Annotated in this window: 21 protein-coding genes and 1 riboswitch; of the genes, 9 read left to right on the plus strand and 12 right to left on the minus strand. The window is 71.9% G+C overall.

What is annotated here, in order from left to right; all coding sequences use genetic code 11:
* Positions 1-55: 55 nt before the first annotated feature.
* From groL to thrC, 4 genes are all read right to left on the minus strand, one after another.
* Complete coding sequence (groL, locus tag JGS22_RS05105; RefSeq protein ID WP_211040036.1) at positions 56-1,684, minus strand: chaperonin GroEL; 1,629 nt, start codon at positions 1,682-1,684, stop codon at positions 56-58.
* Between the two features lie 347 nt (positions 1,685-2,031).
* The gene (locus tag JGS22_RS05110; RefSeq protein ID WP_037653356.1) at positions 2,032-2,235 is read right to left on the minus strand and encodes a cold-shock protein; all 204 of its coding nucleotides are present in this window, start codon (positions 2,233-2,235) and stop codon (positions 2,032-2,034) included.
* 823 nt (positions 2,236-3,058) lie between these two features.
* The gene (locus JGS22_RS05115) at positions 3,059-3,334 is read right to left on the minus strand and encodes a MoaD/ThiS family protein (protein WP_211040037.1); all 276 of its coding nucleotides are present in this window, start codon (positions 3,332-3,334) and stop codon (positions 3,059-3,061) included.
* Entirely contained in the window at positions 3,331-4,659 is a 1,329-nt protein-coding gene (gene thrC / locus JGS22_RS05120; RefSeq protein WP_211040038.1) for a threonine synthase, read from the minus strand. Before thrC ends, JGS22_RS05115 begins: the two co-directional genes overlap by 4 nt.
* A riboswitch (SAM riboswitch) is annotated at positions 4,653-4,826 on the minus strand. It overlaps the preceding gene by 7 nt.
* 148 nt (positions 4,827-4,974) lie before the next feature.
* Between thrC and JGS22_RS05125 the strand changes: the two genes are divergently transcribed.
* Both JGS22_RS05125 and JGS22_RS05130 read left to right on the plus strand, forming a co-directional pair.
* Positions 4,975-5,958 carry a glucosyl-3-phosphoglycerate synthase gene (locus JGS22_RS05125; protein WP_211040054.1) on the plus strand — a complete coding sequence of 328 codons (984 nt, stop codon included), beginning with the start codon at positions 4,975-4,977 and terminating at the stop codon, positions 5,956-5,958.
* Between the two features lie 185 nt (positions 5,959-6,143).
* A complete protein-coding gene (locus tag JGS22_RS05130) occupies positions 6,144-7,592 on the plus strand; it encodes an alpha,alpha-trehalose-phosphate synthase (UDP-forming) (RefSeq protein ID WP_211040039.1) in 1,449 nt (482 codons plus the stop codon).
* Between the two features lie 413 nt (positions 7,593-8,005).
* Here the strand turns inward: JGS22_RS05130 and otsB are convergent, their stop codons facing one another.
* The 4 genes from otsB to JGS22_RS05150 form a co-directional block, all read right to left on the minus strand.
* Positions 8,006-8,866, minus strand: a complete 861-nt coding sequence (gene otsB, locus JGS22_RS05135; RefSeq protein ID WP_211040040.1) for a trehalose-phosphatase — start codon at positions 8,864-8,866, stop codon at positions 8,006-8,008.
* A gap of 197 nt (positions 8,867-9,063) precedes the next feature.
* Positions 9,064-9,393 (minus strand): DUF3263 domain-containing protein, encoded by a 330-nt coding sequence (locus JGS22_RS05140; protein ID WP_211040055.1) that lies wholly within the window; start codon positions 9,391-9,393, stop codon positions 9,064-9,066.
* A 210-nt stretch (positions 9,394-9,603) separates the two neighbouring features.
* The gene (locus JGS22_RS05145; RefSeq protein WP_308405519.1) at positions 9,604-10,899 is read right to left on the minus strand and encodes an extracellular solute-binding protein; all 1,296 of its coding nucleotides are present in this window, start codon (positions 10,897-10,899) and stop codon (positions 9,604-9,606) included.
* 387 nt (positions 10,900-11,286) lie between these two features.
* Positions 11,287-11,760 (minus strand): flavin reductase family protein, encoded by a 474-nt coding sequence (locus JGS22_RS05150; protein WP_372454298.1) that lies wholly within the window; start codon positions 11,758-11,760, stop codon positions 11,287-11,289.
* Between the two features lie 338 nt (positions 11,761-12,098).
* Between JGS22_RS05150 and cdgB the strand changes: the two genes are divergently transcribed.
* Positions 12,099-13,727 (plus strand): diguanylate cyclase CdgB, encoded by a 1,629-nt coding sequence (gene cdgB / locus JGS22_RS05155; protein ID WP_211040042.1) that lies wholly within the window; start codon positions 12,099-12,101, stop codon positions 13,725-13,727.
* Positions 13,728-13,824: 97 nt separating this feature from the next.
* Complete coding sequence (locus tag JGS22_RS05160) at positions 13,825-14,742, plus strand: hypothetical protein (RefSeq protein ID WP_211040043.1); 918 nt, start codon at positions 13,825-13,827, stop codon at positions 14,740-14,742.
* A gap of 186 nt (positions 14,743-14,928) precedes the next feature.
* On the opposite strand, the gene nagA is transcribed toward JGS22_RS05160, so the two are convergent.
* The 3 genes from nagA to arfB all read right to left on the minus strand — a co-directional run bounded on the left by nagA (position 14,929) and on the right by arfB (position 17,527).
* The gene (nagA, locus tag JGS22_RS05165; RefSeq protein WP_211040044.1) at positions 14,929-16,086 is read right to left on the minus strand and encodes an N-acetylglucosamine-6-phosphate deacetylase; all 1,158 of its coding nucleotides are present in this window, start codon (positions 16,084-16,086) and stop codon (positions 14,929-14,931) included.
* Positions 16,083-17,015 (minus strand): ROK family protein, encoded by a 933-nt coding sequence (locus tag JGS22_RS05170; RefSeq protein ID WP_211040045.1) that lies wholly within the window; start codon positions 17,013-17,015, stop codon positions 16,083-16,085. The genes nagA and JGS22_RS05170 overlap by 4 nt, the downstream gene beginning before the upstream one ends.
* A gap of 83 nt (positions 17,016-17,098) precedes the next feature.
* Positions 17,099-17,527: an alternative ribosome rescue aminoacyl-tRNA hydrolase ArfB gene (gene arfB / locus JGS22_RS05175; RefSeq protein ID WP_211040046.1), complete on the minus strand. Its 429-nt coding sequence runs from the start codon at positions 17,525-17,527 to the stop codon at positions 17,099-17,101.
* A gap of 200 nt (positions 17,528-17,727) precedes the next feature.
* On the opposite strand from arfB, the gene JGS22_RS05180 reads away from it, so the two are divergent.
* Together JGS22_RS05180 and JGS22_RS05185 are read left to right on the plus strand one after the other, a co-directional pair.
* Positions 17,728-18,303, plus strand: coding sequence for a TerD family protein (locus JGS22_RS05180; RefSeq protein ID WP_211040047.1), 576 nt, complete (start codon positions 17,728-17,730; stop codon positions 18,301-18,303).
* Between the two features lie 190 nt (positions 18,304-18,493).
* Complete coding sequence (locus JGS22_RS05185; protein ID WP_211040048.1) at positions 18,494-18,991, plus strand: hypothetical protein; 498 nt, start codon at positions 18,494-18,496, stop codon at positions 18,989-18,991.
* A 167-nt stretch (positions 18,992-19,158) separates the two neighbouring features.
* On the opposite strand, the gene JGS22_RS05190 is transcribed toward JGS22_RS05185, so the two are convergent.
* Positions 19,159-19,824, minus strand: coding sequence for a pentapeptide repeat-containing protein (locus JGS22_RS05190; protein WP_211040049.1), 666 nt, complete (start codon positions 19,822-19,824; stop codon positions 19,159-19,161).
* Between the two features lie 307 nt (positions 19,825-20,131).
* Here JGS22_RS05190 and JGS22_RS05195 point away from each other — a divergent pair, with 307 nt between their 5' ends.
* From JGS22_RS05195 to JGS22_RS05205, 3 genes are all read left to right on the plus strand, one after another.
* A complete protein-coding gene (locus tag JGS22_RS05195; protein ID WP_211040057.1) occupies positions 20,132-21,145 on the plus strand; it encodes a zinc-binding dehydrogenase in 1,014 nt (337 codons plus the stop codon).
* A gap of 85 nt (positions 21,146-21,230) precedes the next feature.
* Positions 21,231-22,037 (plus strand): endolytic transglycosylase MltG, encoded by an 807-nt coding sequence (gene mltG, locus JGS22_RS05200; RefSeq protein ID WP_211040050.1) that lies wholly within the window; start codon positions 21,231-21,233, stop codon positions 22,035-22,037.
* 157 nt (positions 22,038-22,194) lie between these two features.
* On the plus strand, positions 22,195-23,170 hold a 976-nt coding region (locus JGS22_RS05205; RefSeq protein ID WP_216814841.1), incomplete at its 3' end, for a serine/threonine-protein kinase.

Raw genomic sequence — 23,170 nt, forward strand, 5'->3', positions numbered from 1 at the left:
GAGTGCCGCCCTCGGGTTCGCACCTGTGCGGCGTGAACCTCGATCCCTGGAAGGATCAGAAGTCCATGCCACCGCCCATGCCACCGGTCGGGTCCGGGGCGCCGGCCCCGGCCTTCTCCGGCTTGTCGGCGATGACGGCCTCGGTGGTGAGGAACAGCGCGGCGATCGACGCGGCGTTCTGCAGCGCGGAGCGCGTCACCTTGGCCGGGTCGATGATGCCCTCGCCGACCAGGTCGACGTACTCGCCGCTGGCGGCGTTCAGGCCGTGGCCCGGGGTCAGGTTGCGCACCTTCTCCACCACGACACCGCCCTCGAGACCGGCGTTGACCGCGATCTGCTTGAGCGGAGCCTCCAGCGCGAGCTTGACGGCCTGGGCACCGGTGGCCTCGTCGCCCTCCAGCTCCAGCTTCTCGAAGACGCTGGACGCCTGGAGCAGAGCCACGCCACCACCGGCGACGATGCCCTCCTCGACGGCGGCCTTGGCGTTGCGCACCGCGTCCTCGATGCGGTGCTTGCGCTCCTTGAGCTCGACCTCGGTGGCGGCACCGGCCTTGATGACGGCCACGCCGCCGGCCAGCTTCGCCAGACGCTCCTGGAGCTTCTCGCGGTCGTAGTCCGAGTCGCTGTTCTCGATCTCGGTACGGATCTGGTTGACGCGACCCTGGACCTGGTCGCTGTCACCGGCACCGTCGACGATGGTGGTCTCGTCCTTGGTGATGACGACCTTGCGGGCACGGCCGAGCAGCTCGATGCCGGCGTTCTCCAGCTTGAGGCCGATCTCCTCGGAGATGACCTGGCCGCCGGTGAGGATCGCGATGTCGCCGAGCATGGCCTTGCGACGGTCGCCGAAGCCCGGAGCCTTGACGGCGACGGACTTGAAGGTGCCCCGGATCTTGTTGACGATCAGGGTCGACAGGGCCTCGCCCTCGAGGTCCTCGGCGATGATCAGCAGCGGCTTGCCGGACTGCATGACCTTCTCCAGAAGCGGCAGCAGGTCCTTGACGTTGCCGATCTTCTGGTTGGCGATCAGGATGTACGGGTCGTCGAAGACGGCCTCCATACGCTCCATGTCGGTGGCGAAGTACGCCGAGACATAGCCCTTGTCGAAGCGCATGCCCTCGGTGAGCTCCAGCTCCAGACCGAAGGTCTGGGACTCCTCGACGGTGATGACGCCTTCCTTGCCGACCTTGTCCATCGCCTCGGCGATGAGCTCGCCGATCTGCGAATCGGCAGCGGAGATGGAGGCGGTGGAGGCGATCTGCTCCTTGGTCTCCACGTCCTTGGCCTGCTCGAGCAGAGCGGCGGAGACGGCCTCGGTGGCCTTCTCGATACCGCGCTTGAGGGCCATCGGGTTGGCGCCGGCAGCTACGTTGCGCAGGCCTTCCTTGACGAGGGCCTGGGCGAGAACGGTCGCGGTCGTCGTGCCGTCACCGGCGACGTCGTCCGTCTTCTTCGCGACCTCCTTGACCAGCTCGGCGCCGATCTTCTCGTACGGGTCCTCGAGCTCGATCTCCTTGGCGATGGAAACACCATCGTTGGTGATCGTGGGGGCGCCCCACTTCTTCTCGAGGACGACGTTCCGGCCCTTGGGGCCGAGAGTGACCTTGACGGCGTCGGCGAGCTGGTTCATCCCGCGCTCGAGGCCGCGCCGTGCCTCCTCGTCGAACGCGATGATCTTGGCCATGTGAAGTGGTCCTCCCAGACTGGGGTGGATTTCTCCGGACCGCGCCGACGCCCGCGACGGACGGTCTGCGAGCCTGGCGGTTCCTTCCCGCCGGGCCTGCGGACCTCGCCGAACCGGTCCTTATCTGTCACTCTCACCTTCAGAGTGCTAACGCAATCATTAGCACTCGCCCCCTGCGAGTGCAAGCCGCCGGCGTCATTCCGCACCGGCCCCCGGAGCGCGCAGCGCCCCCGCGAAGCCCGCCCAGGCAGGCCCGGAGGCCACAACCGAAGGCCCGTGCCGGGTTCGGCACGGGCCTTCGCGGACCGCCTCGCGATCCTCAGTCGTTGGCGCTTCTTGGTCGCCGCTCAGACCGCCACGCGGACCATGTCCGCCTGCGGTCCCTTCTGACCCTGCGAGATCTCGAACTCGACTCGCTGTCCTTCTTCCAGGGTGCGGTAGCCGTCCATCTGGATCGCGCTGTAGTGGACGAAGACGTCCGCACCACCGTCGACCGCGATGAAGCCGTATCCCTTCTCCGCGTTGAACCATTTGACGGTGCCCTGAGCCATCCCTAACTCCCCTATTACTGGCCCTTACACGAGACCGCGCTCCGCGGACCCGGGTCAGACCTCACCACCGGGCGATGACCCGGAGGCTGCGCCGGAACGCGTCGACCGCCGCTGAATGTATCCGTACGGACGCCCTCTGCAACAGGCCGCCGAGAAGAGAAATCTTGGACTAGACCAATCGGAACTTTAACCACATTCACGAATAACCCAGGGCAACTCAGGCCGGGCATACCGGATGAGCACGACATTTCACTTTGCTTTTCCTCTGGACATTCTCCGGAACTTTCTCCGAGCACAGTCAGGGCTCGACCACGGGCCTGTCGGGCCCGTCGGGGGTTCCGGGAAGCGATGCAGCGAAGGAATTGGCGCGCGGGAGAAGATTCGATCCCGCCCCGACCGAGCGGGGCGGAAGCCACTTTACCGGTAAGCGGGCAGCCGGAATGACCGCTTCCACGGGCTCGCACCACAGGAGTGCAACTGACTTCCCGGCCGACCTGGGACCGTAATGACCGGATCCGGACGGTTTACAGATCACTTCGGCGATCCACGGCAGAACTGTGCGCCGGGGGCGTCGCACGACGGATGACGGCACCGGACGACAGCACCGCACGGCAACCGGGCGGGCGATCCGTGCACGGGCCCGTCCGCGGGAGACGCACGGACCGCGCCCGGCCGCGGCCCCGCCCGACCGCGCCCGGCCCGACCGGAGGCGCGCAACGTCGACCGCGACGGACCACGCCCACCGCGACGACTCCGTACCGCAACAGAAGGGCCCCGCACCGGCGCTGGCCGGTGCGGGGCCGAGAGGTCCGGCGTCGAGGGTTCAGCCGCCCGCGACCGCCGGGATGATCGAGACGCCGGCGCCGTCCGGGGTCTGCGTCGCCAGACCCTCGGCGAACCGGACGTCGTCGTCGTTGACGTACACGTTGACGAAGCGGCGCAGCTTGCCGGTGTCGTCCAGCACGCGCGCACCGATGCCCTGGTGGTTCCGCTCCAGGTCGGCCAGCACCTCGCCCAGGTTCGCGCCCTCGGCGCTCACCTCGGACTTCCCGTCGGTGTAGGTGCGAAGGATGGTCGGGATACGGACGTTGACACTCATGCCAGGCCAGCCTCTCGGAAGGAGTCCAGATTCGGGCGGATGATCGCGGTCGCCTGCGAGGTGGGCGCCACCGCGTCAAGGGTCTTCAGGCCGTCACCGGTGTTGAGGACGACGGTGGTCAGAGTCGGGTCCAGCGCACCGGACTCGATCAGCTTGCGGGTCACCCCGACGGTCACGCCACCCGCGGTCTCGGCGAAGATCCCCTCGGTACGGGCGAGCAGCTTGATCGCGTCGACGACCTGCTCGTCGTTCACGTCCTCGACCGCGCCGCCGGTGCGACGGGCGATGTCCAGGACGTACGGGCCGTCGGCGGGGTTGCCGATCGCCAGCGATTTGGCGATGGTCGAGGGCCGCACCGGACGCACCACGTCGTGGCCGTTCTTGTACGCCTGCGACACCGGCGAGCAGCCCTCGGCCTGAGCGCCGAAGATCTTGTACGGCCGGTCCTCGACCAGCCCCAGCGCGATCAGCTCGCGCAGCCCCTTGTCGATCTTCGTCAGCTGGGAGCCGGAGGCGATCGGTACGACCAGCTGGTCCGGCAGCCGCCAGCCGAGCTGCTCGCAGATCTCGTACGCCAGCGTCTTGGAGCCCTCGGCGTAGTAGGGCCGCAGGTTGACGTTGACGAAGCCCCAGTTCTCACCGATCGGGTCGCCGATCAGCTCGCTGCAGAAGCGGTTGACGTCGTCGTAGTTGCCCTCGATGCCGACCAGCTCGCCGCCGTAGACCGCGGCCATGACGACCTTGCCCTGCTCCAGGTCGTGCGGGATGAAGACGCAGGAGCGCAGCCCCGCACGGGCCGCGGCGGCGCCGACGGCCCCTGCGAGGTTGCCGGTGGAGGAGCAGGAGAGCGTGGTGAAGCCGAAGGCGCGGGCGGCCTGGACGGCGATGGCGACCACACGGTCCTTGAAGGAGTGCGTCGGGTTCCCCGAGTCGTCCTTGATGTGCAGCTCACCGGTGACGCCCAGCTCACGGGCGAGGTTCTCGGCCCTGACCAGCTTGGTGAACCCGGGGTTCAGATTCGGGGTGTCGGCGACCCCGGCAGGCACCGGCAGCAGCTCCGCGTACCGCCAGATGTTGTTCGGACCGGCCTCGATACGCTTGCGCAGACCCTCGGGGTCGCCGTCGGGCAGTTCGTAGGCGATCTCCAGCGGGCCGAAACAGGCCGTACAAGCGAAGTGCGGGCCGAGCGGGATGCGTTCGCCGCACTCACGACAGGAGAGCGCTGCGGCCGGGCCCAGGTCGACCCGGGAATCGGTGGTGCCGGAGGGATCTGCGGAAGTGCTCGCAGTGTGCACAGCCATGGAGGCGAGGCCCTTTCTCCTCATCTTCCCCGGTCACGTATTTCGCCCGGGACGGAATTGGCACCTGCCCCGCGCCGGCTTCGCTTTCCGCTCCACGGAAAACGTGGAGGAGAACGTCGCAGTCAACTGGTAGCGCGGGAGGGTTGCCGGGGCTTCAACGGGCCGTGTCCCTCTGCCCCTCTGGATGAGCGCTATGGCGTCCACCGGACGCGTTTGTCGGCGCCGGACCCCGGGATGCCGTGATCACGAGCGCTGTTCAAGACTGTATCCGACAGGCATCAGCGTGAAGACACCCGTCCGCGACCCGAGACGGAGACAACGGAGACAAGGGGCTTGCAGGTGCTGGAAGAGGTCGAGACCTGGCTTCGGCGGCGCTCGTGGCACGCGGACCGGTGGCCGCCGGCCCGGCTGCTGGCCGCCAAGCGGGCGGCCGGCGCGGCGGGCAGCGTCAGTGTCGTCCTGCCCGCGCTGAACGAGGAGGCCACCGTCGGCCGGATCGTCGAGGCGATCCGGCGCGAGCTGATGACGGAGGCGCTGCCGCTGGTGGACGAGCTGGTCGTCATCGACTCGGGGTCCACCGACCGCACCTCGGAGGTGGCCCGCGAGGCGGGTGCGAAGGTGACGCACCGCGACGAGATCCTGCCCCGGCTCCCGGTCGTGTCGGGCAAGGGCGAGGTGCTGTGGCGCTCCCTCCTGGCGACCGGGGGCGAGCTGGTCTGCTTCGTGGACGCGGATCTGCGGGAGTTCGACACCCGCTTCGTGACGGGCATACTCGGCCCGCTGCTGACCGAGCCCTCGGTGCAGCTGGTCAAGGCGATGTACGACCGGCCGCTGGGCGAGCAGCCGGCCGGCGGCGGGCGGGTCACCGAACTGGTCGCCCGACCGCTGCTCAACCTGCACTGGCCGAGACTGGCCGGCTTCGTCCAGCCGCTCGGCGGTGAGTACGCGGCCCGCCGCTCGCTGCTGGAACAACTCCCCTTCCCGGTCGGCTACGGCGTCGAACTCGGCCTGCTGATCGACGCGTTGGAGACCGCAGGTCTGGATGCGCTCGCGCAGGTGGACGTCGGGGTACGGCACCACCGGCACCAGGACGGCCAGGCGCTCGGCCGGATGGCGGCGGCGATCTACCGCACCGCCCACACCCGGCTGGCGGCGGGCCCGGGCGCCGCGGAGGGACGTTTCGCCGCCGCCTCGCTGACGCAGTACGAGCGGGTGGACGGCGAGTTCGCCCCGCGCACCCATGAGGTGGACGTGCTGGAACGACCGCCGGTCCGGGAGCTGCCGGAATACCCGGCCCACCGCGCGCGACGCCCGGCAGCCTGAGCCGCGACCGGTCGCCGGGCGGGAGCCCCGCGCGACGGGACGGGCGGGCAGGCCCCGCGGGACGGGACGGGCAGGAGCGAACGGACGGGCGGGGGCCGCCGGGTACCGGCCGCAGGGGTGCCGGGTACGAGCCTCTGCGGCGCGGCGGCGTTTGAGCGGGCGGCGGGGCGGATACGCCTAGCCGCATGTCGCAGGTACTCGTCGCCTCCAACCGCGGCCCGGTCTCGTACGCCCTCGACCGGGACGGCGCCCTGACCGCGAAACGCGGCGGCGGCGGTCTCGTCTCCGGCCTCTCCTCGATCGGCGGACGGGCGCTGTGGGTGTGCGCCGCGCTCGGTGAGGGCGACCGGGAGGCGGTGCGCCGCGAGCCCTCGCGGCTGGCGGCCGAGGACACCGGCGGCCAGCCGGTGCGGATGCTGGACATTCCGCTGGAGGTCTTCTCCGACGCGTACAACGGCATCGCCAACTCGGTGCTGTGGTTCGTCCACCACATGCTCTACCAGACGCCCTTCGAGCCGGTCTTCGACGCCGGGTTCGAGAGCCGCTGGCGGCACTACGAGCGGTACAACGCAGCCTTCGCGGACGCGCTCGCCGAGGAGGCCGCCGAGGGCGCGACCGTACTCGTGCAGGACTACCACCTGACGCTGGTGCCCGGTCTGCTCCGCGAGCGCCGTCCCGACCTGCGGATCGGCCACTTCTCGCACACCCCCTGGGCACCGCCGGACTACTACCGGCTGCTGCCGGACAGTACGGCCGCGGCGGTGCTGGAGGGGGTGCTCGGCGCGGACCGCGCGGCGTTCCTCACACGGCGCTGGGCACGGACGTTCGCCGACTGCTGCGCCGAGGTGCTGGGCGCGGAGGTCCGTACGGGCGCGAAGGGCGAGCTGCTGATCGAGCACGCCGGGCGCAGCACCCGCATCGGTGTGCACGGCCTCGGCGCGGACGCCGACTTCCTGCGGGAACGCTCGCGGCGTCCGGACGTGGACGAGCGGACCGCGGCACTGCGCGAGCAGATCGGCGGCGAGGGCCGGCGGACGATCGTGCGGGTGGACCGCACCGAGCTGTCCAAGAACATCGTGCGCGGACTGCACGCGTTCCGGCGGCTCCTCGACGACTGCCCGCAGTGGCGCGAACGCGTGGTCCATCTCGCCTTCGCCTACCCCTCGCGCCAGGACCTGGAGGTCTACCGGGCCTACACCGACGAGGTGTCCGCGGTCGCGCAGGAGGTCAACGACCGGTACGGCACCGCGAGTTGGACGCCGGTGGTGCTCCATGTGCAGGACGACTTCGCACGGTCGCTGGCCGCCTACCGACTGGCCGACGTGGCGCTGGTGAATCCCATCAGGGACGGGATGAACCTGGTCGCCAAGGAGGTCCCGGTGGTCTCCGACGAAGGCGTCGCGCTGGTGCTCTCCCGGGAGGCGGGCGCCTGCGCGGAGCTGGGCGCGGACGCCCTGGTGGTCAACCCGTACGACATCGGCGGCACCGCCCGCGCGCTGGACGCGGCCCTGCGCATGCCGGACGACGAACGGGCCGCGCGCACCGCCCGGTTGGCAGCCGCGGCGACCGCGCTGCCGCCGCAGCGGTGGTTCCTCGACCAGTTGGAGGCGCTCGAAGGCCGCCCCGCCGACTGACCGGAGCGGGCGACCGGGCGACCGGTGACGCCCCGCTGACCGGGCCGGCTGCTTGCGCGGCGGGCCGATCGGCTGGGTGCGCGACCCGTGCGGGCGCCGGGCTGCGGCCGAGCCCCGGGCGGGCCTGGCGCTCGGTGGCGGGTCACTTGACGAAGTCCCCGGCCGGTCAGGGCCACTGGCCGAGTGCACGCCGCTTCCGGCCGCCGGCCGAGCGCGCGGCCGGTACAGCGGTCGTTCGAAGTACGGTGCGCCGCAAGCGAGTTCGCCGAGCACCGCGCGTCCGCAGGGAGTTCGCCAAGTACCGCACGGCGTGCGGGGGTTGGCGAACTCCGGCCGGGAGCCCGCCGGTTCGGCGCCGTACGGCGCGGTGGCCCGTGGTGGCCGCATCCGCGGTGGCCCCGACCGCGGTGGGGTCAGTCGTGCGCGGCCAGGTGGTCGGCGACAGCGGCCAGGAAGGCCGCGACGCCCTGCGGTCCGTCGAGGGTGAGGTCGGCGCACTCGATCAGCGGGGCGACGATCTCGTGGGGGTCGCCGCTGCACACCAGCAGTCCCGGCAGCCCTCCGGACCGCAGGCTCAACACCGCCTCGTAGGCGGGGAGATCGCCGAGGTCGTCGCCGCCGTAGAGGACCGCCCCGGTGTCGGGCGGCGGGCCCGCTTCGGCGAGGAATCCGCGCAGGGCAGCGCCCTTGTCCATCCCGGCCGGACGCACTTCCAGGACGAACCGGCCGGGTTCCAGGTGGAGTTCGTGGCGTGCGGCGAGGTCGGCCACCGGTTCGCGCAGCCGGTCGAAGGTGCCGGCGGGGTCCTGCGTGCGACGGGTGTGGACGGCAACCGCGTACCCCTTGTCCTCGGTCGCGGTGCCGTCGGGGGCCGCCAACCGCCGGAGCAGATCCGGGAGTTCGGCACGCACAGCGTCGATGCCGGGGTGGGGCGGCGGGAGGCGCAGCTCGCCGGTGGCCGCGTCCCAGCGCTCCGCCCCGTACGCACCAAGGACGGTCAACCGCTCCAGGCCCGCGGTCTTCGCGAAGCTGCCGTACTCCACCGCCGTGCGGGCCGGCCGTCCGGTGATGACGGCGACGGCACGCATCCGGGGGGCGAGCCGCGCGAGCGCGTCGAGCACCCCGGGATGGACGCGGGCGTCTGCGGGGTCGGGGACGATCGGCGAGAGCGTGCCGTCGAAGTCGAACGCCAGGACGGAGTCCGCGGGATGGGCCAGCAGTGCGTCCAGCGCGGTGCGGCCGGCAGCGGTCACGGGGATCGGAAGAGGGCCCATGGAAGCACGATACGTCCGTCTCCCCGCTCCGCGCAGGAGTGCTCCGGAAGCCCGTCCTCTCGAAAGTCCTCCGTCGCCCGAGGAACAGGGGCCCGGGGAACAGCCGTCCGAGGAACAGGGGCCGATGTCGGCGCCGCGCCGGCGCAACCGCCTCGATCCACCGCGGGCGGGCGCGTCGTACGGCGGTGGCGGGCGGGTCAGCGACGCGCGCGGTGGGCGTCCCGTACGCGGCGCAGCCGGTTGACGGTGACGGGATCGTGGCGGGCGGCGGCGGGATCGTCGAGCAGCGCGTTCAGCAGCTGGTAGTAGCGGGTCGGCGAGAGGCCGAGCTGCTCACGGACGGCTCGTTCCTTGGCGCCCGGGCCGGGCCAGCCCCTGCGTTCCAGCGCGAGAACGGCGCGGTCGCGGGCGTCGAGCGCTGCGCCGCCCGCGTCGCTCCCGTCGCTTGTGCGGCCCTCGGGCGGCGGCCCGCTCCCGTCCGGAACTTCGTCGCCGGCCGCCTGCGTCTGCTCACGTACCGGGTGCACTCGGTCTTCCTGCGTCCGGTCCGCCTGCGACTGCGTCCGGTCCGTCGGCGCCTGCGCATCCGCCACCCGACCCGTACGATCCGCGACGTCTTCGGTGCCGACCCCGGCGCTTTCGTCGCCGCCCTCGGGTACGGGGGAGGCCGGTCGGGACGGCGCGCGGGTCGCGGCGGACGGGTCCGCGGGGTCGGCTGGCTGGGTCACGGGCCCAGGCTACTCACTCGCCTCGCGGGCGGCGGCCTCGCGCTCCTCGGCCCCGCGTTGGAGGCCGTCGAGCACCGCGGCCGGATCGCCGCCCTCGGCGACCGCTCCGCCCACGCGCTTGCGGATCTCCTGGCTCACGTCGGGCCAGGACACCTTGTTCAGCGGGTAGAACTCCGCCTCGCCCAACGCCCGCAGGAACGGCCGCAGTTCCTTGTTCCTGCTGTCGGCCAGCATCTTGTCGGAGGCGCTCATGGTGACCGGGATCAGCCCGTAGCGGTCCATGAACTCGTAGTGCTGTTCGTCCTGGAAGAGGAAGTCGAGGAAAGCGCCGATCTCCTTGCGGTGGCCGTTCTCCTTGAACCCCATGATCCAGTCGGCGACGCCCATGGTGGACCCGGCCGGTTCCGATCTGCCGGGCAGCGGCGCGGTGCCGTAGTCGATCTTCGCCTTCTGCGCGGGTTCGACGAGCGTGGGGTGGCCGTTGAGCATTCCCACCTCGCCCCTGCCGAACGCCTCGAAGACGTCCTTGCGGTCGAGGTCGGCGGGGGCGCCCGGGCCGGTGAGGCCCTTGCCGACGAGTTCGTCGCGGAGCCAGGTGAAGGTGGCGACGTTCTCCGGGGCGTCCAGTGTGTACGTGCCGACCTGGTCGGTGATGCCGGCGCCCCCGCCGAGCATCCACATCATCGACTCGCCCTGCGCCTCCTCCCGGCCGAGCGGCAGTCCGTACGGGTGCTTGACCCCTGCGGCGTCGAGTGCCTGCGCGGCCTTCTGGAGCTGCTTCCAGGTCTGCGGGGGCTTCTCGGGGTCGAGCCCGGCGTCGGCGAAGAGCTTCTTGTTGTAGAAGAGCACCCGGGTGCTGGAGGCGAACGGCAGCCCGTACTGGGTGCGGCCGACCTCTCCGGCCCGGGCCAGCGCGGGCACGAGGTTGGCGTGGGTGGGTATGGAGAGCAGCTCGGACACGCTGTAGAGGCGCCCCTCGGCGGCGTAGTCCGCGTATCCGCCCACCTGGGCGATGTCCGGGGCCTCGCCCGCCTTGACCATGTCGGCGACCTCGCCCTCGACGTCGTTCCAGCTCAGCACGGTGACATCGACGCGGATCCCGTCGTTCTCCTTCTCGAAGCGCTCCACGGCCTCGTCCCAGTAGTGCTGGGAGCTGCTCGGCTTTCCGGGGTCGCCGTAGTCGGCCGCGACCACCTTGAGGGTGACGTCACCGCCCCCTGGGCCGGCGCCGCAGCCCGAGGCTCCCAGACCCATGACGCCCACCAGGCCGAAGGCCGCCCAACCAGTGAACCGACGACGCTGCACCGCGAATCGCTCCTTCGCACTACCGTGCGTGCGCAACGTGCCCGGGGCTCGCCGCCGCACCGACTTCCGACCGAGGCCGGTTCGGCGCCGAACGGGTCGACCGGCCACTCCTGGTACGGGCGTGAGAGCCGGCGCGCACACCTGTTCTTCACATACCCGTGCGGTGCACGAGTCTCCCGCCCGCTCCGCCTCAGGTCCAGACCACAACCGCGATCAGTTCCGGACGGGCCGGATCCGGCCTGCTCAGCGGCGGGTTGACGCGCTTCCGCATCGGTTCGCACAACCGGCCATCGGCCGTCACCGGAGAACGGGTCACCGGGGCACCCGAGAGCCCGTCAGCCGACAGCCGGTCACCCGCGTCCGCGCTGCGGGCGGTCCGTGCGCGAGCTAGGCGAGGCCGCGGTACCGCCCCTGGAAGTACGTCAGCGGGCCGCCCTGACCGCCGGGCAGAACCGTGTTCAGCACCCGGGCGACGAGCAGCGTGTGGTCGCCGGCCGCGACCCGCTGCTCGGTGCGGCACTCCAACTGCGCGAGCGCGCCGTCGAGCAGCGGCGCGCCGGAGAACTCGCCGCGCACGTGCGGGGTTTCCTGGAACATCAGTCGGTCGCTGAGCCGGCCCTTCATCGCGAAGCGGCCGGCGGTCTGCCGCTGCTCCTCCGTCAACAGCGAGGCGGCCCAGAGCGGTTGGCGCTCCAGCAGCTCGTCCATACGGGACTCGGTGCGCACACTGAGCAGCACCAGAGGAGGCTCCAGCGACACCGAGACGAAGGCGGTCGCGGTCATCCCGACGTCGGAACCGCGCGGACCGTCCTCCTCGTCGTGGCCGGTGACCAGCACCACCCCGGACGCGAGCCGCGCCATCGCGGCACGGAAGTGTTCTGTGCTCACCCCCTCAGGATGGGGGGTGTCCGCCTCGGAGGGGTGGTGGGCCGGCTGCTCGGTCGTCGGATACACCCCAGCACCGTAGATCCCCGCCACGACCGGGCGCATCGGTCCTCCGGCGGAAGCGGGTCCTAGGACCGCACGACCAGGCCGCAAGGGAGCGGTGGATGGTCAACACCCGTACCGGTTTCGTGACTTGAGTCACAGAACGCATTAATTGTTGACCCTGTGTACCGAGTGAACAGCTCGCTGTGATTCAGTGGCGGAGACACCCGGAAGAGTGACTTCTGGCGGTTGAACGGTAAACAGGGGAGGCGATGGACACCGACTCGGAGCCCTACGTTCACCTCGCGACACTGCGCCAGCTGCACCAGTCGGTTGCGCAGCTCAACAGCGCGCGCAGCCTCGCCGACACTCTCCAGGCCGTCGCGGACGGTGTCGTCTCCGGCCTCGGATTCGAGCTCGCCGCCGTCAACCTGGTGCGCCAGGACGGCGATCTGGTGGTCGCCGCCATCAGCGGCAGCCAGGCGGCCGAGGCGATGATGGCCGGCCGCGTCGGCTCCCGCGCCTCCTGGGAGCGCCGGCTGAGCATGGGCGAGGTGTGGGGCGAGCTGCGCTTCATCCCGTACACGGACGGCTGGGTGCTCGACGAGGACGACGTGCCGCAGTGGCACCACACCGCACCGGCACCGCAGTTCGCCGGCGAGTGGCATCCGATGGACCGGCTCTTCGCCCCGATGTTCTCCCCCGACGGCGAGCTGATCGGGGTCATATCCGTCGACAAGCCGGTCGACGGGCGCCGCCCGGGCCCCTGGGGCTGCGACGCCCTGCAGATGTACGCCTTCCAGTCCGCCGTGGCGATCAACAACTCGCGGCTGCGCTCCAACATGCAGCGCGCCCTGGTCCGGCTGGAGCGGGAGCAGCAGGCGCTGCGCGCCAGCGAGGAGAGCTTCCGCCAGGCCTTCGAGTACGCGCCGAGCGGCATGGCGATAGCCGAGATGGGCGGCGACGAGCGGGGCCGGCTGATCAAGACGAACGACGCGCTCTGCCGGCTGCTCGGCCGGCCCGCCTCGATGATGCGGCGCTACAGCTTCTCCGACCTCGTGCACCCCGAGGACGTCGGCACCCTGCTGCGCACCTCGGCCGAGGGCGGTCGCGCCGAGCTGCGGCTCAACCGGCGGGACGGCTCCTACCTCTGGGTCTCGCTGCGCAACTCCGTGGTCGCCGACACCGCCGACGGCCCCCGCTTCCTCCTCACCCACGTCGAGGACATCGAGGAGCGCAAGCGCCACGAGCTCCAGCTCGCCCACCGCGCCAGCCACGACTCGCTCACCGGGCTCCCGAACAGCGCCGAGCTGCGCGCCCGGCTCTCCGCCCGGCTCTGCGAACGCCCGCTGCCGGCCGGCACCTCCGTACAGGACTTCTTCGACGCCCAGGCCGAGACGTACGCCTTCGCCGCCGAGGCGTTCGACCAGCCGCAGGCCGCGCTGGGCGCCTTCGACAACCACCACGAGCACCTGACCGCCCCGGAGAGCGACGACCCGTCCGAGAAGGGGCTCGCGGTGCTCTTCTGCGATCTGGACGGCTTCAAGTCGATCAACGACCGCTTCGGCCACCACTGCGGCGACGCCGTACTGATCGAGGTGGCGCGGCGGCTGGCGGGCCAGGTGCGGGACAACGACACCGTCGCCCGGCTCGGCGGTGACGAGTTCGTCGTCCTCGCCGACGGGCTCGGCGCCCCGGACGCGGCCGACCTCGCGCTGCGGTTGCGCAACGCGATCATTCCGCCGATACGGGTCGAAGGGCGCTCGGTGCGCGTAGGGGCAAGTTTCGGGATCGGATGGGCGGCCTGCGGCATGTCGGCCGAGGATGTACTGCAATCCGCTGACCAGCGCATGTACGTCGAAAAGCGGTCACGTTCCAAGGCCCATCGGCGTGCCGGCTGAGTCCCGCCGAGCGGTCACCGGCATCGAGCGTTCGTCCGAAAGCGGTAGGCTGCGGCGCGTCAGCCGAATGCCGGATGCCGTATGAGGAGAGCAGGCGATGACCGCCGGAAACAACGGTACGAACCCGCCGGAGGGCGACGACCCGTTCGGCTATCTGTACCGGTCCGAGAACGGTGCGCCCTCCGCCCAGGGACAGCAGGCGAACAGCCCGCGCAGGTCGTACAACGAGGTCAGAGCAGTCGGTGACCGCCGCTACGGGCAGCAGCAGCGCCCGCAGCCCGACCAGTCGCCGAGCCCGTACTACGCGGCCCCCGAGACGCAGCCCGGTGGCGGCCAGGGCGGTTCCGGCGGCCCCGGTCGCCGCGCGGCCGGTCGCGCGAACCAGGAGCCGGCCCGCCGCAACGGCCTGCTGATCGGCGCCCTCGCGGTCGTCGGCGCCGTGATCCTCGGCGTCGGTGCCGCCTTCGCCTTCAGCGACAGCGACGACGACAAGGCCGGGGCCGACCCGGGGGCGTCGGAGTCCGCCGACGCGGGCCAGGACGACGCACCCGACCCGGACGACGGCCCGCCGGAGGAGGACGAGGAGCGTCCGCTCCCCCAGGAGAACGGCTCCAGCCTCCGGCTGGAGAACGGCCCCGTGGTCGCCGGCGACGTGGAGGGTTCGCGCGCCAAGGACGGCTCGTACATCCACGGCTTCAAGGAGGGCTCGGCCGCCCTGTGGCAGCCGGAGATCGAGGAGGACGGGGAGTACACCGTCTTCGTCGGCTACACCGTGCCGGGCAAGGACATGAGCCTCCAGGTCTCGGCCAACGACGCCTCCCCCTACTCGGCACGCTTCAGCAACTACGCCGGCGCCGAAGAGGGCGACTGGGCCAAGGGCTGGACCCAGACGTTCGCCTGGGTGGAGCTCAAGAAGGGCACCAACGACATCCGGATCGCCTGCGGCGACAAGGCAGAGCAGTGCAGCGTCGCGATGGACCGCATCTGGCTGGAGAAGGGCCACGTGAAGAAGTAACCCGTCCCCGCAGCCCGTACGCACCGCGCCCGGGCTGCGGGCGGTACGGGCGGGACGGCCCCCGCCGGACAGCTGCGAGCCGAGCCGCGCGCCCCGAAGGGCGCGCGGCTCGTACGCGTTGTACGGCGGCTGCGCCGGGCCGTTCGGCACTCCCGACCGGCTGAGCCCGTCGGCCGGCCGACGGGCTCAGCCGGTCGGGTCGACCACCCACTCGCCCTTGCGCAGCACTCCGCGCAGGGTGAACTCCGCGTCCAGCACCACGAGATCGGCGTCCTTCCCCGCGGCGAGCGAGCCGACCCGGTCGTCCAGGCCGAGCAGCCTGGCGGGGTTGGCCGACAGCGCGCGCACGGCGTCCTCGATCGGCAGTGCGTCGAGCGTCACCGCGCGCCGCAGCGCGGCATCGAGGGTCAGTGTGGAGCCCGCGATGGAGCCGCTGGGCACCCGGGCGACTCCGTCCACGACGGTGACGTCCATGGCCCCGAGCCGGTAGGTGCCGTCGCCGAAACCGGCCGCGTCCATCGCGTCGGTGACGAAGGCGACCCGATCCGCGCCGGCCGAGCGGAACGCCAACTCGGTGACGGACGGGTGGAGATGCACGCCGTCGTTGATCAGCTCGACGGTGACGCGCTCGTCCTCCAGCAGCGCCGCGATGGGGCCGGGCTCGCGGTGGTGCAGCGGCGGCATCGCGTTGAAGAGGTGGGTGGCGACCGTGGCGCCGGCCTCGATCGCCTCGCGGGTCTGCTCGTAGGTCGCGTCGGTGTGGCCGACCGCGGCGATCACGCCGTGCTCGGCCAGCAGCCGTACGGAGTCGAGTCCGCCCGGGAGTTCGGCGGCGAGCGTCATCATCCGCGCCGTGCCGCGTGCCGCTTCCAGCAGCTTGCGCACCTCGGCCGGGTCGGGGTGGCGCAGCAGCTCCTCGGCGTGGGCGCCCTTGCGACACGGCGAGATGAACGGCCCCTCGAAGTGGACACCCGCCAGGTCGCCCTGCTCGACCAGCTCGGAGAGCAGCGCCGCCTGACGGGCCAGGACGTCCAGATCGCCGGTGACGGTCGAGGCGACCGTCGTCGTCGTCCCGTGCAGCCGGTGGGTGCGTACGCCGGTCAGCACGCTCTCGGCGTCGCCGGAGGTGAACGAGCCGCCGCCACCGCCGTGGTTGTGCAGATCGACGAAGCCCGGTACGACCCAGTGGCCGGTCAGGTCGACCGCGCCGGACGCGGGCGCTCCCGAGCCGGAGCCGACATAGGCGATGCGTCCGCCCGCGAACGCCAACTCGCCGTCCTCCAGCACCCCTTCGGGGGTGACGACACGAGCGCCGGTCAACAAAGTGCGGCCCGACTCGGTCATCGGCTCGCCACCTCCACGGAGAGTAGGTCCCAGGCGAGGAGTCCCGCGCCCAGGCAGCCGGCGGCGTCGCCCAGTGCGGCCGGCACGATCGAGGGAAGCTGCTGGAAGGTCACCCGCGACTCGACGGCCTCGCGCAGCGGGGCGAACAGCGTCTCGCCCGCCTCCGCCAGCCCGCCGCCCACGACGATGGTGCGCGGGTCGAGCAGCGTCAGCGCGGTCACCAGGCCGGTGGCCAGCGCGTCCACCGCCTCCGCCCACACCTTCTCGGCGCGGGGGTCGCCGGCGGCCACCGCCAGCGCGGCGTGCTCGGCGGTGGCGTCCGGCTCGCCGCTCGCCGCTGCCCAGGCGCGGCCGACCGCGGCTGCGGAGGCGATCGCCTCCAGACAGCCGTACTGGCCGCAGCCGCAGCGCGGCCCGCCGGGACGCACGACCACATGCCCGATCTCGCCGGCGCCGCCGTGCGCACCCGGCTCGATCCGGCCGTCGAGGCCGATGGCGCCCGCGATGCCGGTGCCCAGGGGGACGAAGAGGAAGCGGTCCACGCCCTCGCCCGCACCGAGCCGCCCCTCGGCGAGCCCGCCGGTGCGCACGTCGTGTCCCAGCGCGACGGGTACGCCCAGCCGCTCGCCGAGCAGCGCACGGATCGGCAGATCGCGCCAGCCCAGGTTGGCGGCGTAGCGCACGACGCCCGCGGCCTCGTCGAGGATGCCCGGTACGGCGACGCCGGCTGCGGCCGGGCTCTCGCCGTACCGCTCGACGCCGGTGCGGCGGAGCGCGTCCGCGAAGTCGACGACGGCCGAGGCGATCGCCTCGGGTCCCTGCTCGCGCGGGGTCGGACGGCGGTCCTGGAACAGCAGGTCACCGTCGGCGCGCATCAGCGCGGCCTTCATCCCGGTGCCGCCCACGTCCAGGGCGATGACGTATCTCACCGGGGTAGTCTCACCCAGACCCACAGGTCTAGTCCACTATGCGATTCCCGGCGAAAGCGGCGCCCACCCGCCCCAGAACCGGACTACCCCCAGTCGCGACCGGACCGGCCGCGCTTGATGTCGGCCCGGCGCTTCTTGTTCCGCAGGCGGCGCTCCACGAGCCCGCGCGGGGTCTTCCGCGCTCTGCGCTGCGGCGGCGGAGGCGCCGTGGCCTCCGCGAGCAGCGCGGCCATCCGTACGCACGCCGCCTCCCGGTTGCGCCACTGCGAACGGTGCTCCCCGGACCGCACCGACAGCACACCGCCGGTCAGCCGGCCGGACAGCCGCTCCAGCGCGCGCTCCTTCCACACCTGCGGCAGTGCCTCGGTGCTCGCGAGGTCGAAGAGCACCTCGGCGCGGCTGTCGGAGGTGTTGACGTGCTGGCCGCCCGGCCCGGAGGATCTGCTGAAACGCCAGGAGAGCTCGGACTCGGGAAGCGCGACGGAGCCACGGATGAAGTAGGGACCGGACATGTGTCCATGATTGCGCCCGCAACGCGACCGCGCATCCCCTTAACCGAGAGCGGACTCCGGCCAAGTCTCCGGGTTTTTCGCCGACTTCTTGGGCAAAGACAGGAACCAGCGCATACGGCACAGGCGTTGGGCACAGTGAATGTACCGTCGTCGGCAGCACGGACGCCGATGCACGGATCGACAAGAGAGGGACTTTTCCCATGGCTGTGAGCCTGTCCAAGGGCGGCAACGTATCGCTCACCAAGGAGGCCCCCGGCCTCACCGCGGTCACCGTCGGCCTGGGCTGGGACGTCCGGACGACGACCGGCACTGACTTCGACCTCGACGCCAGCGCCATCGCTGTCAACGCGGCCGGCAAGGTCTTCTCCGACCAGCACTTCATCTTCTTCAACAACAAGGTCTCGCCGGAGCAGGCGATCACCCACACCGGTGACAACGTCACGGGCGAGGGCGACGGCGACGACGAGCAGATCAAGATTGACCTCGCGCTGCTGCCGGCCGAGGTCGACAAGATCGTCTTCCCGGTCTCCATCTACGAGGCCGAGTCCCGCAGCCAGAACTTCGGCCAGGTGCGCAACGCCTACATCCGCGTGCTCAACCAGGCCGGCGAGGCGGAGATCGCCCGTTACGACCTGAGCGAGGACGCCGCCACCGAGACCGCCATGGTCTTCGGCGAGATGTACCGCAACGGCGCCGAGTGGAAGTTCCGCGCCATCGGCCAGGGCTACGCCTCCGGCCTCGTGGGCATCGCCCAGGACTTCGGCGTCAACGTCTGAGTCACGCCTCGCGCCGGCGTACGGCGCTGAGAGGGGGTTCCGGCTGCTGCCGGGGCCCCCTCTGCCGTTCCGGCAGCGGCACGGAACAGTCCGCTTGCGCGGACCGGTCGCGGCGAGCGGAGTCGGGTGCGCGGACCGGGCACGCCGGGCGGAGCCGGGGCGCCGTCACCGGGTGCGTACGATCGGGCCGGTGATCGACCTCGGCTACTCCCTCTCCCGCCGCTACCCGGACCCGCCACAGACCGACTACCGGCAGGCGGACGTACGGACGCTGCGGTACGACCTCTTCTGCGGCGACGTCTATCTGGCCGACGTGTCCACCGACCGCGAACTGTCCACCTCCTGGGGCTGGGTGCCCGTGCTGGACTTCGCCTGGGCGCTGTGCGACGTCGTCGAGCAGCTGGACCGCGACCCGCTCGGCAGCAGAGCCGCCACCACGCAGACCGCGGAGCTGGATCTCACCGAGTCCGCCGAACGCGTCCACTTCCGGCGGCGCTTCGGCTGGGTGGAGGTCGGCGCGGACTGGCAGCCGCGCGAGGAACCACCGCTGAACCTGAACCACACCGCTCTGCGGCGCGAGGCCAGGGACTTTCTGCACGATCTGGTCGCCGATCTCACCGATCTGCACGAAGGCCTGGGCGACAACCCCGCGATCTGGGACCTGCTCGGACGCTTCCCGAGGGTCTAGGCCCCTTCCTCGGCGGCGCCGCGTGCCGGGGCGGGGCGGCGGCCGGGCGCATCGCCTGCGCGGGCCAGTGGCGGCCGGGCGGACCGGTGGCCGAACGGATCCGTGGCCGGGCGCATCGGTGCCGGGCCGATCGGGCTGCCGCGGCGGACGGCTCACTGCACGTCGGGCTACCGGGGCGCGACGACCAGCCCGAGCCGGGCGGCCAACGCCGGCGCCAGGTCCAGCAGTTGGCCGGGGGTGACGACGGCGCCCGCGAGGCGGTCGAAGCCGTCGGAGATGTCCAGCCGGGCCGCTCCCCGGAAGTCGACGTCCCGCAGCGTCGCCTGCGCGAGGTTGGCCTGCCGCAGGTCGCAGTCGTGGAAGCTGACCCGCCGGAGCTCCGCGCCCGCGAGGTCGGGCTCGACGAGCACGCACCCCTCGAAGGAGACGTCCCGCAGCCTGGCCCGGCGCAGGTTGAGGTAGTCGAACTTGCCACCCACGAAGCGCACCCGCTCCAGCACCGCCCCGTGCAGCTGGACGCCGCCGAACCGCGCCTCGGCGAGCTCCACGTCCCGCAAATGCGCCCCCGCGAGCTGAACACCCACCCCGCGCACTCTCTCCAGTGCGCAGGAGAGGAACCGGGCGTTCTTCAACACGGCCTCGTCCAGGCCCACTTCGCGCAGAGCGCACTCCAGGAACCGGGCGCCTCGCCCGTCCTCCCCGGCGAGATCGACACCGGCGAACTCCAGGGTGTCGTAGTCGCCCTCCGGCTCCAGGCCGCCTCCGGAGAACTCCTCCAACGCGGGCAGCACGGCGTCGGGCGAGAGCGGCGGCTTGCAGATCGTCGCGGTCATCCCGACATGGTGCACCCCGCCACTGACAACCGGTCCCGGGCCGAACTCCGGGTCGGCGGCTGCGCGATCAAGCGGTGGACACCCGCACCCGCACCTTGACTTGAACTTCACTTCAACTTGCAGGCTGGGATCTCGGGCGGAGCCACCGGCCGCACCCCACGCCACGACCGCACGATCCGCCGAACCGCGCGACAAGGAGCCCGAGATGAGCCACGACAGCCCGGCCGGCGACACCGCCCGCCACACTCACCGCGGCGATCCAGCCGACGGCCCCCGCACCAGCGGTACGACCCCCTCCCCGGCGACGATGCGGGCCGTACGGCTGCACGAGTTCGGCCCTCCGGAGAACCTGCGCGTCGAGCGGCTGCCCGCCCCGGTGCCGTCCGCGGGACAGGTACGGATCGCGGTCACCGTCGCCGGTGTGCACCTCGTCGACACCGCCCTGCGCGAGGGGCTGCGCCTCGGCCCCGCTCCCAGGCCCGCGGCGCTCCCCGCGATCCCGGGACGGGAGGTGGCCGGCACAGTGGAGTCGGTCGGCGACGGGGTCGACCCCTCCTGGCTGGGCCGCCGCGTCGCCGCCCATCTGGGCATGGTGCCAGGGGGCGGTTACGCCGAGCTCGCGGTCACCGGCGCGGAGCGGCTGCACGCGCTCCCCGACCGCGTCCCGGAGGAGCACGCCCTGGCAATGGTCGGCACCGGGCGTACGGCGATGGGCATCGCCCAGTTCACGGAGCTCGGCTCCGCCGACACCGTGATCGTGCTGGCCGCAGCAGGCGGAATCGGCTCGCTGCTGGTGCAGTACGCGAAGCGCCGGGGCGCGTACGTCGTCGGGGTCGCGGGCGGCCCGGCGAAGGTCGAGGCCGTACGCGGTCTGGGTGCGGACCTCGCCGTGGACTACACCGCGCCGCGCTGGGAGGCGCAGGTCACCGGGGAGCTGGGCAGCCGGCCGGCCACCCATCTGCTGGAAGGGGTGGGAGGCGCCCTCGCGCGCACGGCCGTCGATCTGCTGGACGTCGGCGGCAGCCACCTCGGCTACGGCTACGCCTCGACCGGATTCGACCCGATCGGCCGGGTCAGCCTCTCCGAAGCAGAGGTGGCGGGCCGAGGGATCACCTCGCAGTCCGTGCTCGGGGAGCCGATGTTCGCGCGGATCGGGGGCATCGAGAACCTGCGGGTGCTGGAGGACCGGGCGATGCGGCTGCTGGAGGAGGGCACGTTCACCCCGCTGATCCATCACTTCCCCCTCGCCGGGGCGGCCCGGGCCCATCGGGCGCTCCAGTCCCGCGGCACCCTGGGCAAGGTGGTGCTGGCGACCCGCTGAGTCCCGGCTGCCGGCCGTCGCCCGGCTCCACCCGTCAGGGTCCGCGCGGGGGCGCCCGCCGCGCCGCGGGCCTAGCGTGCTCGGCATGGGCAAGAGAGGGCTGATCCGGGCGGCGCTGCTGTGTGTGCTGATCCTGCTCGCCGTACTGATCGTGACGCAGCTGGTCACCCGGGACCGCGATCCGGCTCCGCGCGAGGAGCGTCTGACCGTTCCCGAGGGCTGGCGCGCGAGCCAGGTCTACGCGGCCGGCGACAAGGCGCTCGGCCTGGACCGGGGCAGCACCGAGCGGGCCGCCCGGAAGTCGAAGCTGAAGCTGCCCGCCGAGGCGGACGGCAATCCGGAGGGGTACCTCTTCCCGGCCACCTATCCCGTCACCGAGGACAGCGGCGTCCGCTCGCTGCTGTCCTTCATGGTCAACACCGCGAACAGCACCTTCGCGGAGACGGGACTGAGCGAGGCGGCCGAGCGCTCGGGGCTGAGCGTCTACGAGACGGTCGCGCTCGCCAGCATCGTCCAGGCCGAGGCGGACACCCCCGAGGACATGGGCAGGGTCGCCAGGGTCGTGCACAACAGGCTCGAACAGGACATGGCGCTCCAGATGGACTCCACCCTCAACTACGCGCTCAAACGCAGCAGTCTGGACACGAGCCACGGCGACACCCGTATCGACAGCCCGTACAACACCTACCAGCGGCGCGGGCTGCCTCCGACGCCCATCGGCAACCCCGGCCCCGACGCGCTGCGGGCGGTCGCGAGGCCGCCCGAGGGCGACTGGCTGTACTTCGTCACCGTCCGTCCCGGCGACACGCGCTTCACCTCCGACCACGCCGAACACGAGCGCAACGTCGAGGAGTTCAACCGGGTACAGCGGGAGGACGGCTCCGGCTCCTGACCCTGCGCGGGTCGAACGCCCTTCGGCATGCGGCGGGTTGAGGCCCGCGGCGGGATCGCGCGCACCTTCCCGGCACAGCGGCGCGCCGGTGCGCCCGCCGGGACTATTCTCGGAACACGGCTGCGGGACGCGGCCGTTACGGGGGCGGGGGCGAACAATGGAGAAGCTGGGACCGGGCGATCCTCAACGCATCGGCGGATACCACCTGTTGGGCCGACTCGGGGCCGGCGGCATGGGCGAGGTCTATCTGGCGCGTTCCGCGCGCGGGCGCACCGTCGCCGTGAAGCTGGTGCGTCCCGAGCTGGCCGAGCTGGACGAGTTCCGCCGCCGCTTCCGCCAGGAGGTACGGGCCGCGCAGCAGGTGGGCGGCGGCTGGACGGCTCCGGTCCTCGACGCGGACACCGAGGCGGCCGTCCCCTGGCTCGCCACCGGGTACGTCGCCGGCCCCTCGCTGCACCGGGTCGTCACCCGTGGCCACGGACCGCTGCCGGAGCACTCGGTACGGGTGCTGGCCGCCGGTCTGGCACACGCGCTGCGGGACATCCACGCCGCCGGGCTCATCCACCGCGATCTGAAGCCCTCCAACGTGCTGCTCACCGTCGACGGACCACGGGTCATCGACTTCGGCATCGCCCGCGCGCTGGAGAACGTCACCGACGGCGGGCTGACCTCGACCGGCGCGGTCATCGGCTCACCTGGATTCATGTCGCCCGAGCAGGTGCGCGGCGAGCGGCTGACGTCCGCCTGCGACGTCTTCTCGCTGGGATCGGTGCTCGCCTTCGCCGCCACCGGGCAGCTGCCCTTCGGCAGCCCGGCCGGCGGCCAGCACGCATTGATGTTCCGGATCGCGGAGGAGGAGCCCGACCTCGGCGAACTGCCCGCGTCACTGGCCGGGTTGGTCACCGATTGCCTGCGCAAGGACCCCACGGAACGGCCGACCCTCGCCGCGATCCTGGAGCGTACGGACGCCTCGGCGGCGATCCGGGCGGGACGGGTCGCCGACGCCTGGCTGCCTGGCGCGCTGACCGCTGAACTGGCCCGCCACGCCGTGGAGTTGCTCAACCACGAGCACGCCGACGATCCCGACACGGCCCCGGTCGTCGCGCCACCCGGCTCCGCGCCCCCTGCCGACA

Source organism: Streptomyces tardus, from assembly GCF_018101125.2.
GTDB classification, from domain to species: domain Bacteria; phylum Actinomycetota; class Actinomycetes; order Streptomycetales; family Streptomycetaceae; genus Streptomyces; species Streptomyces tardus.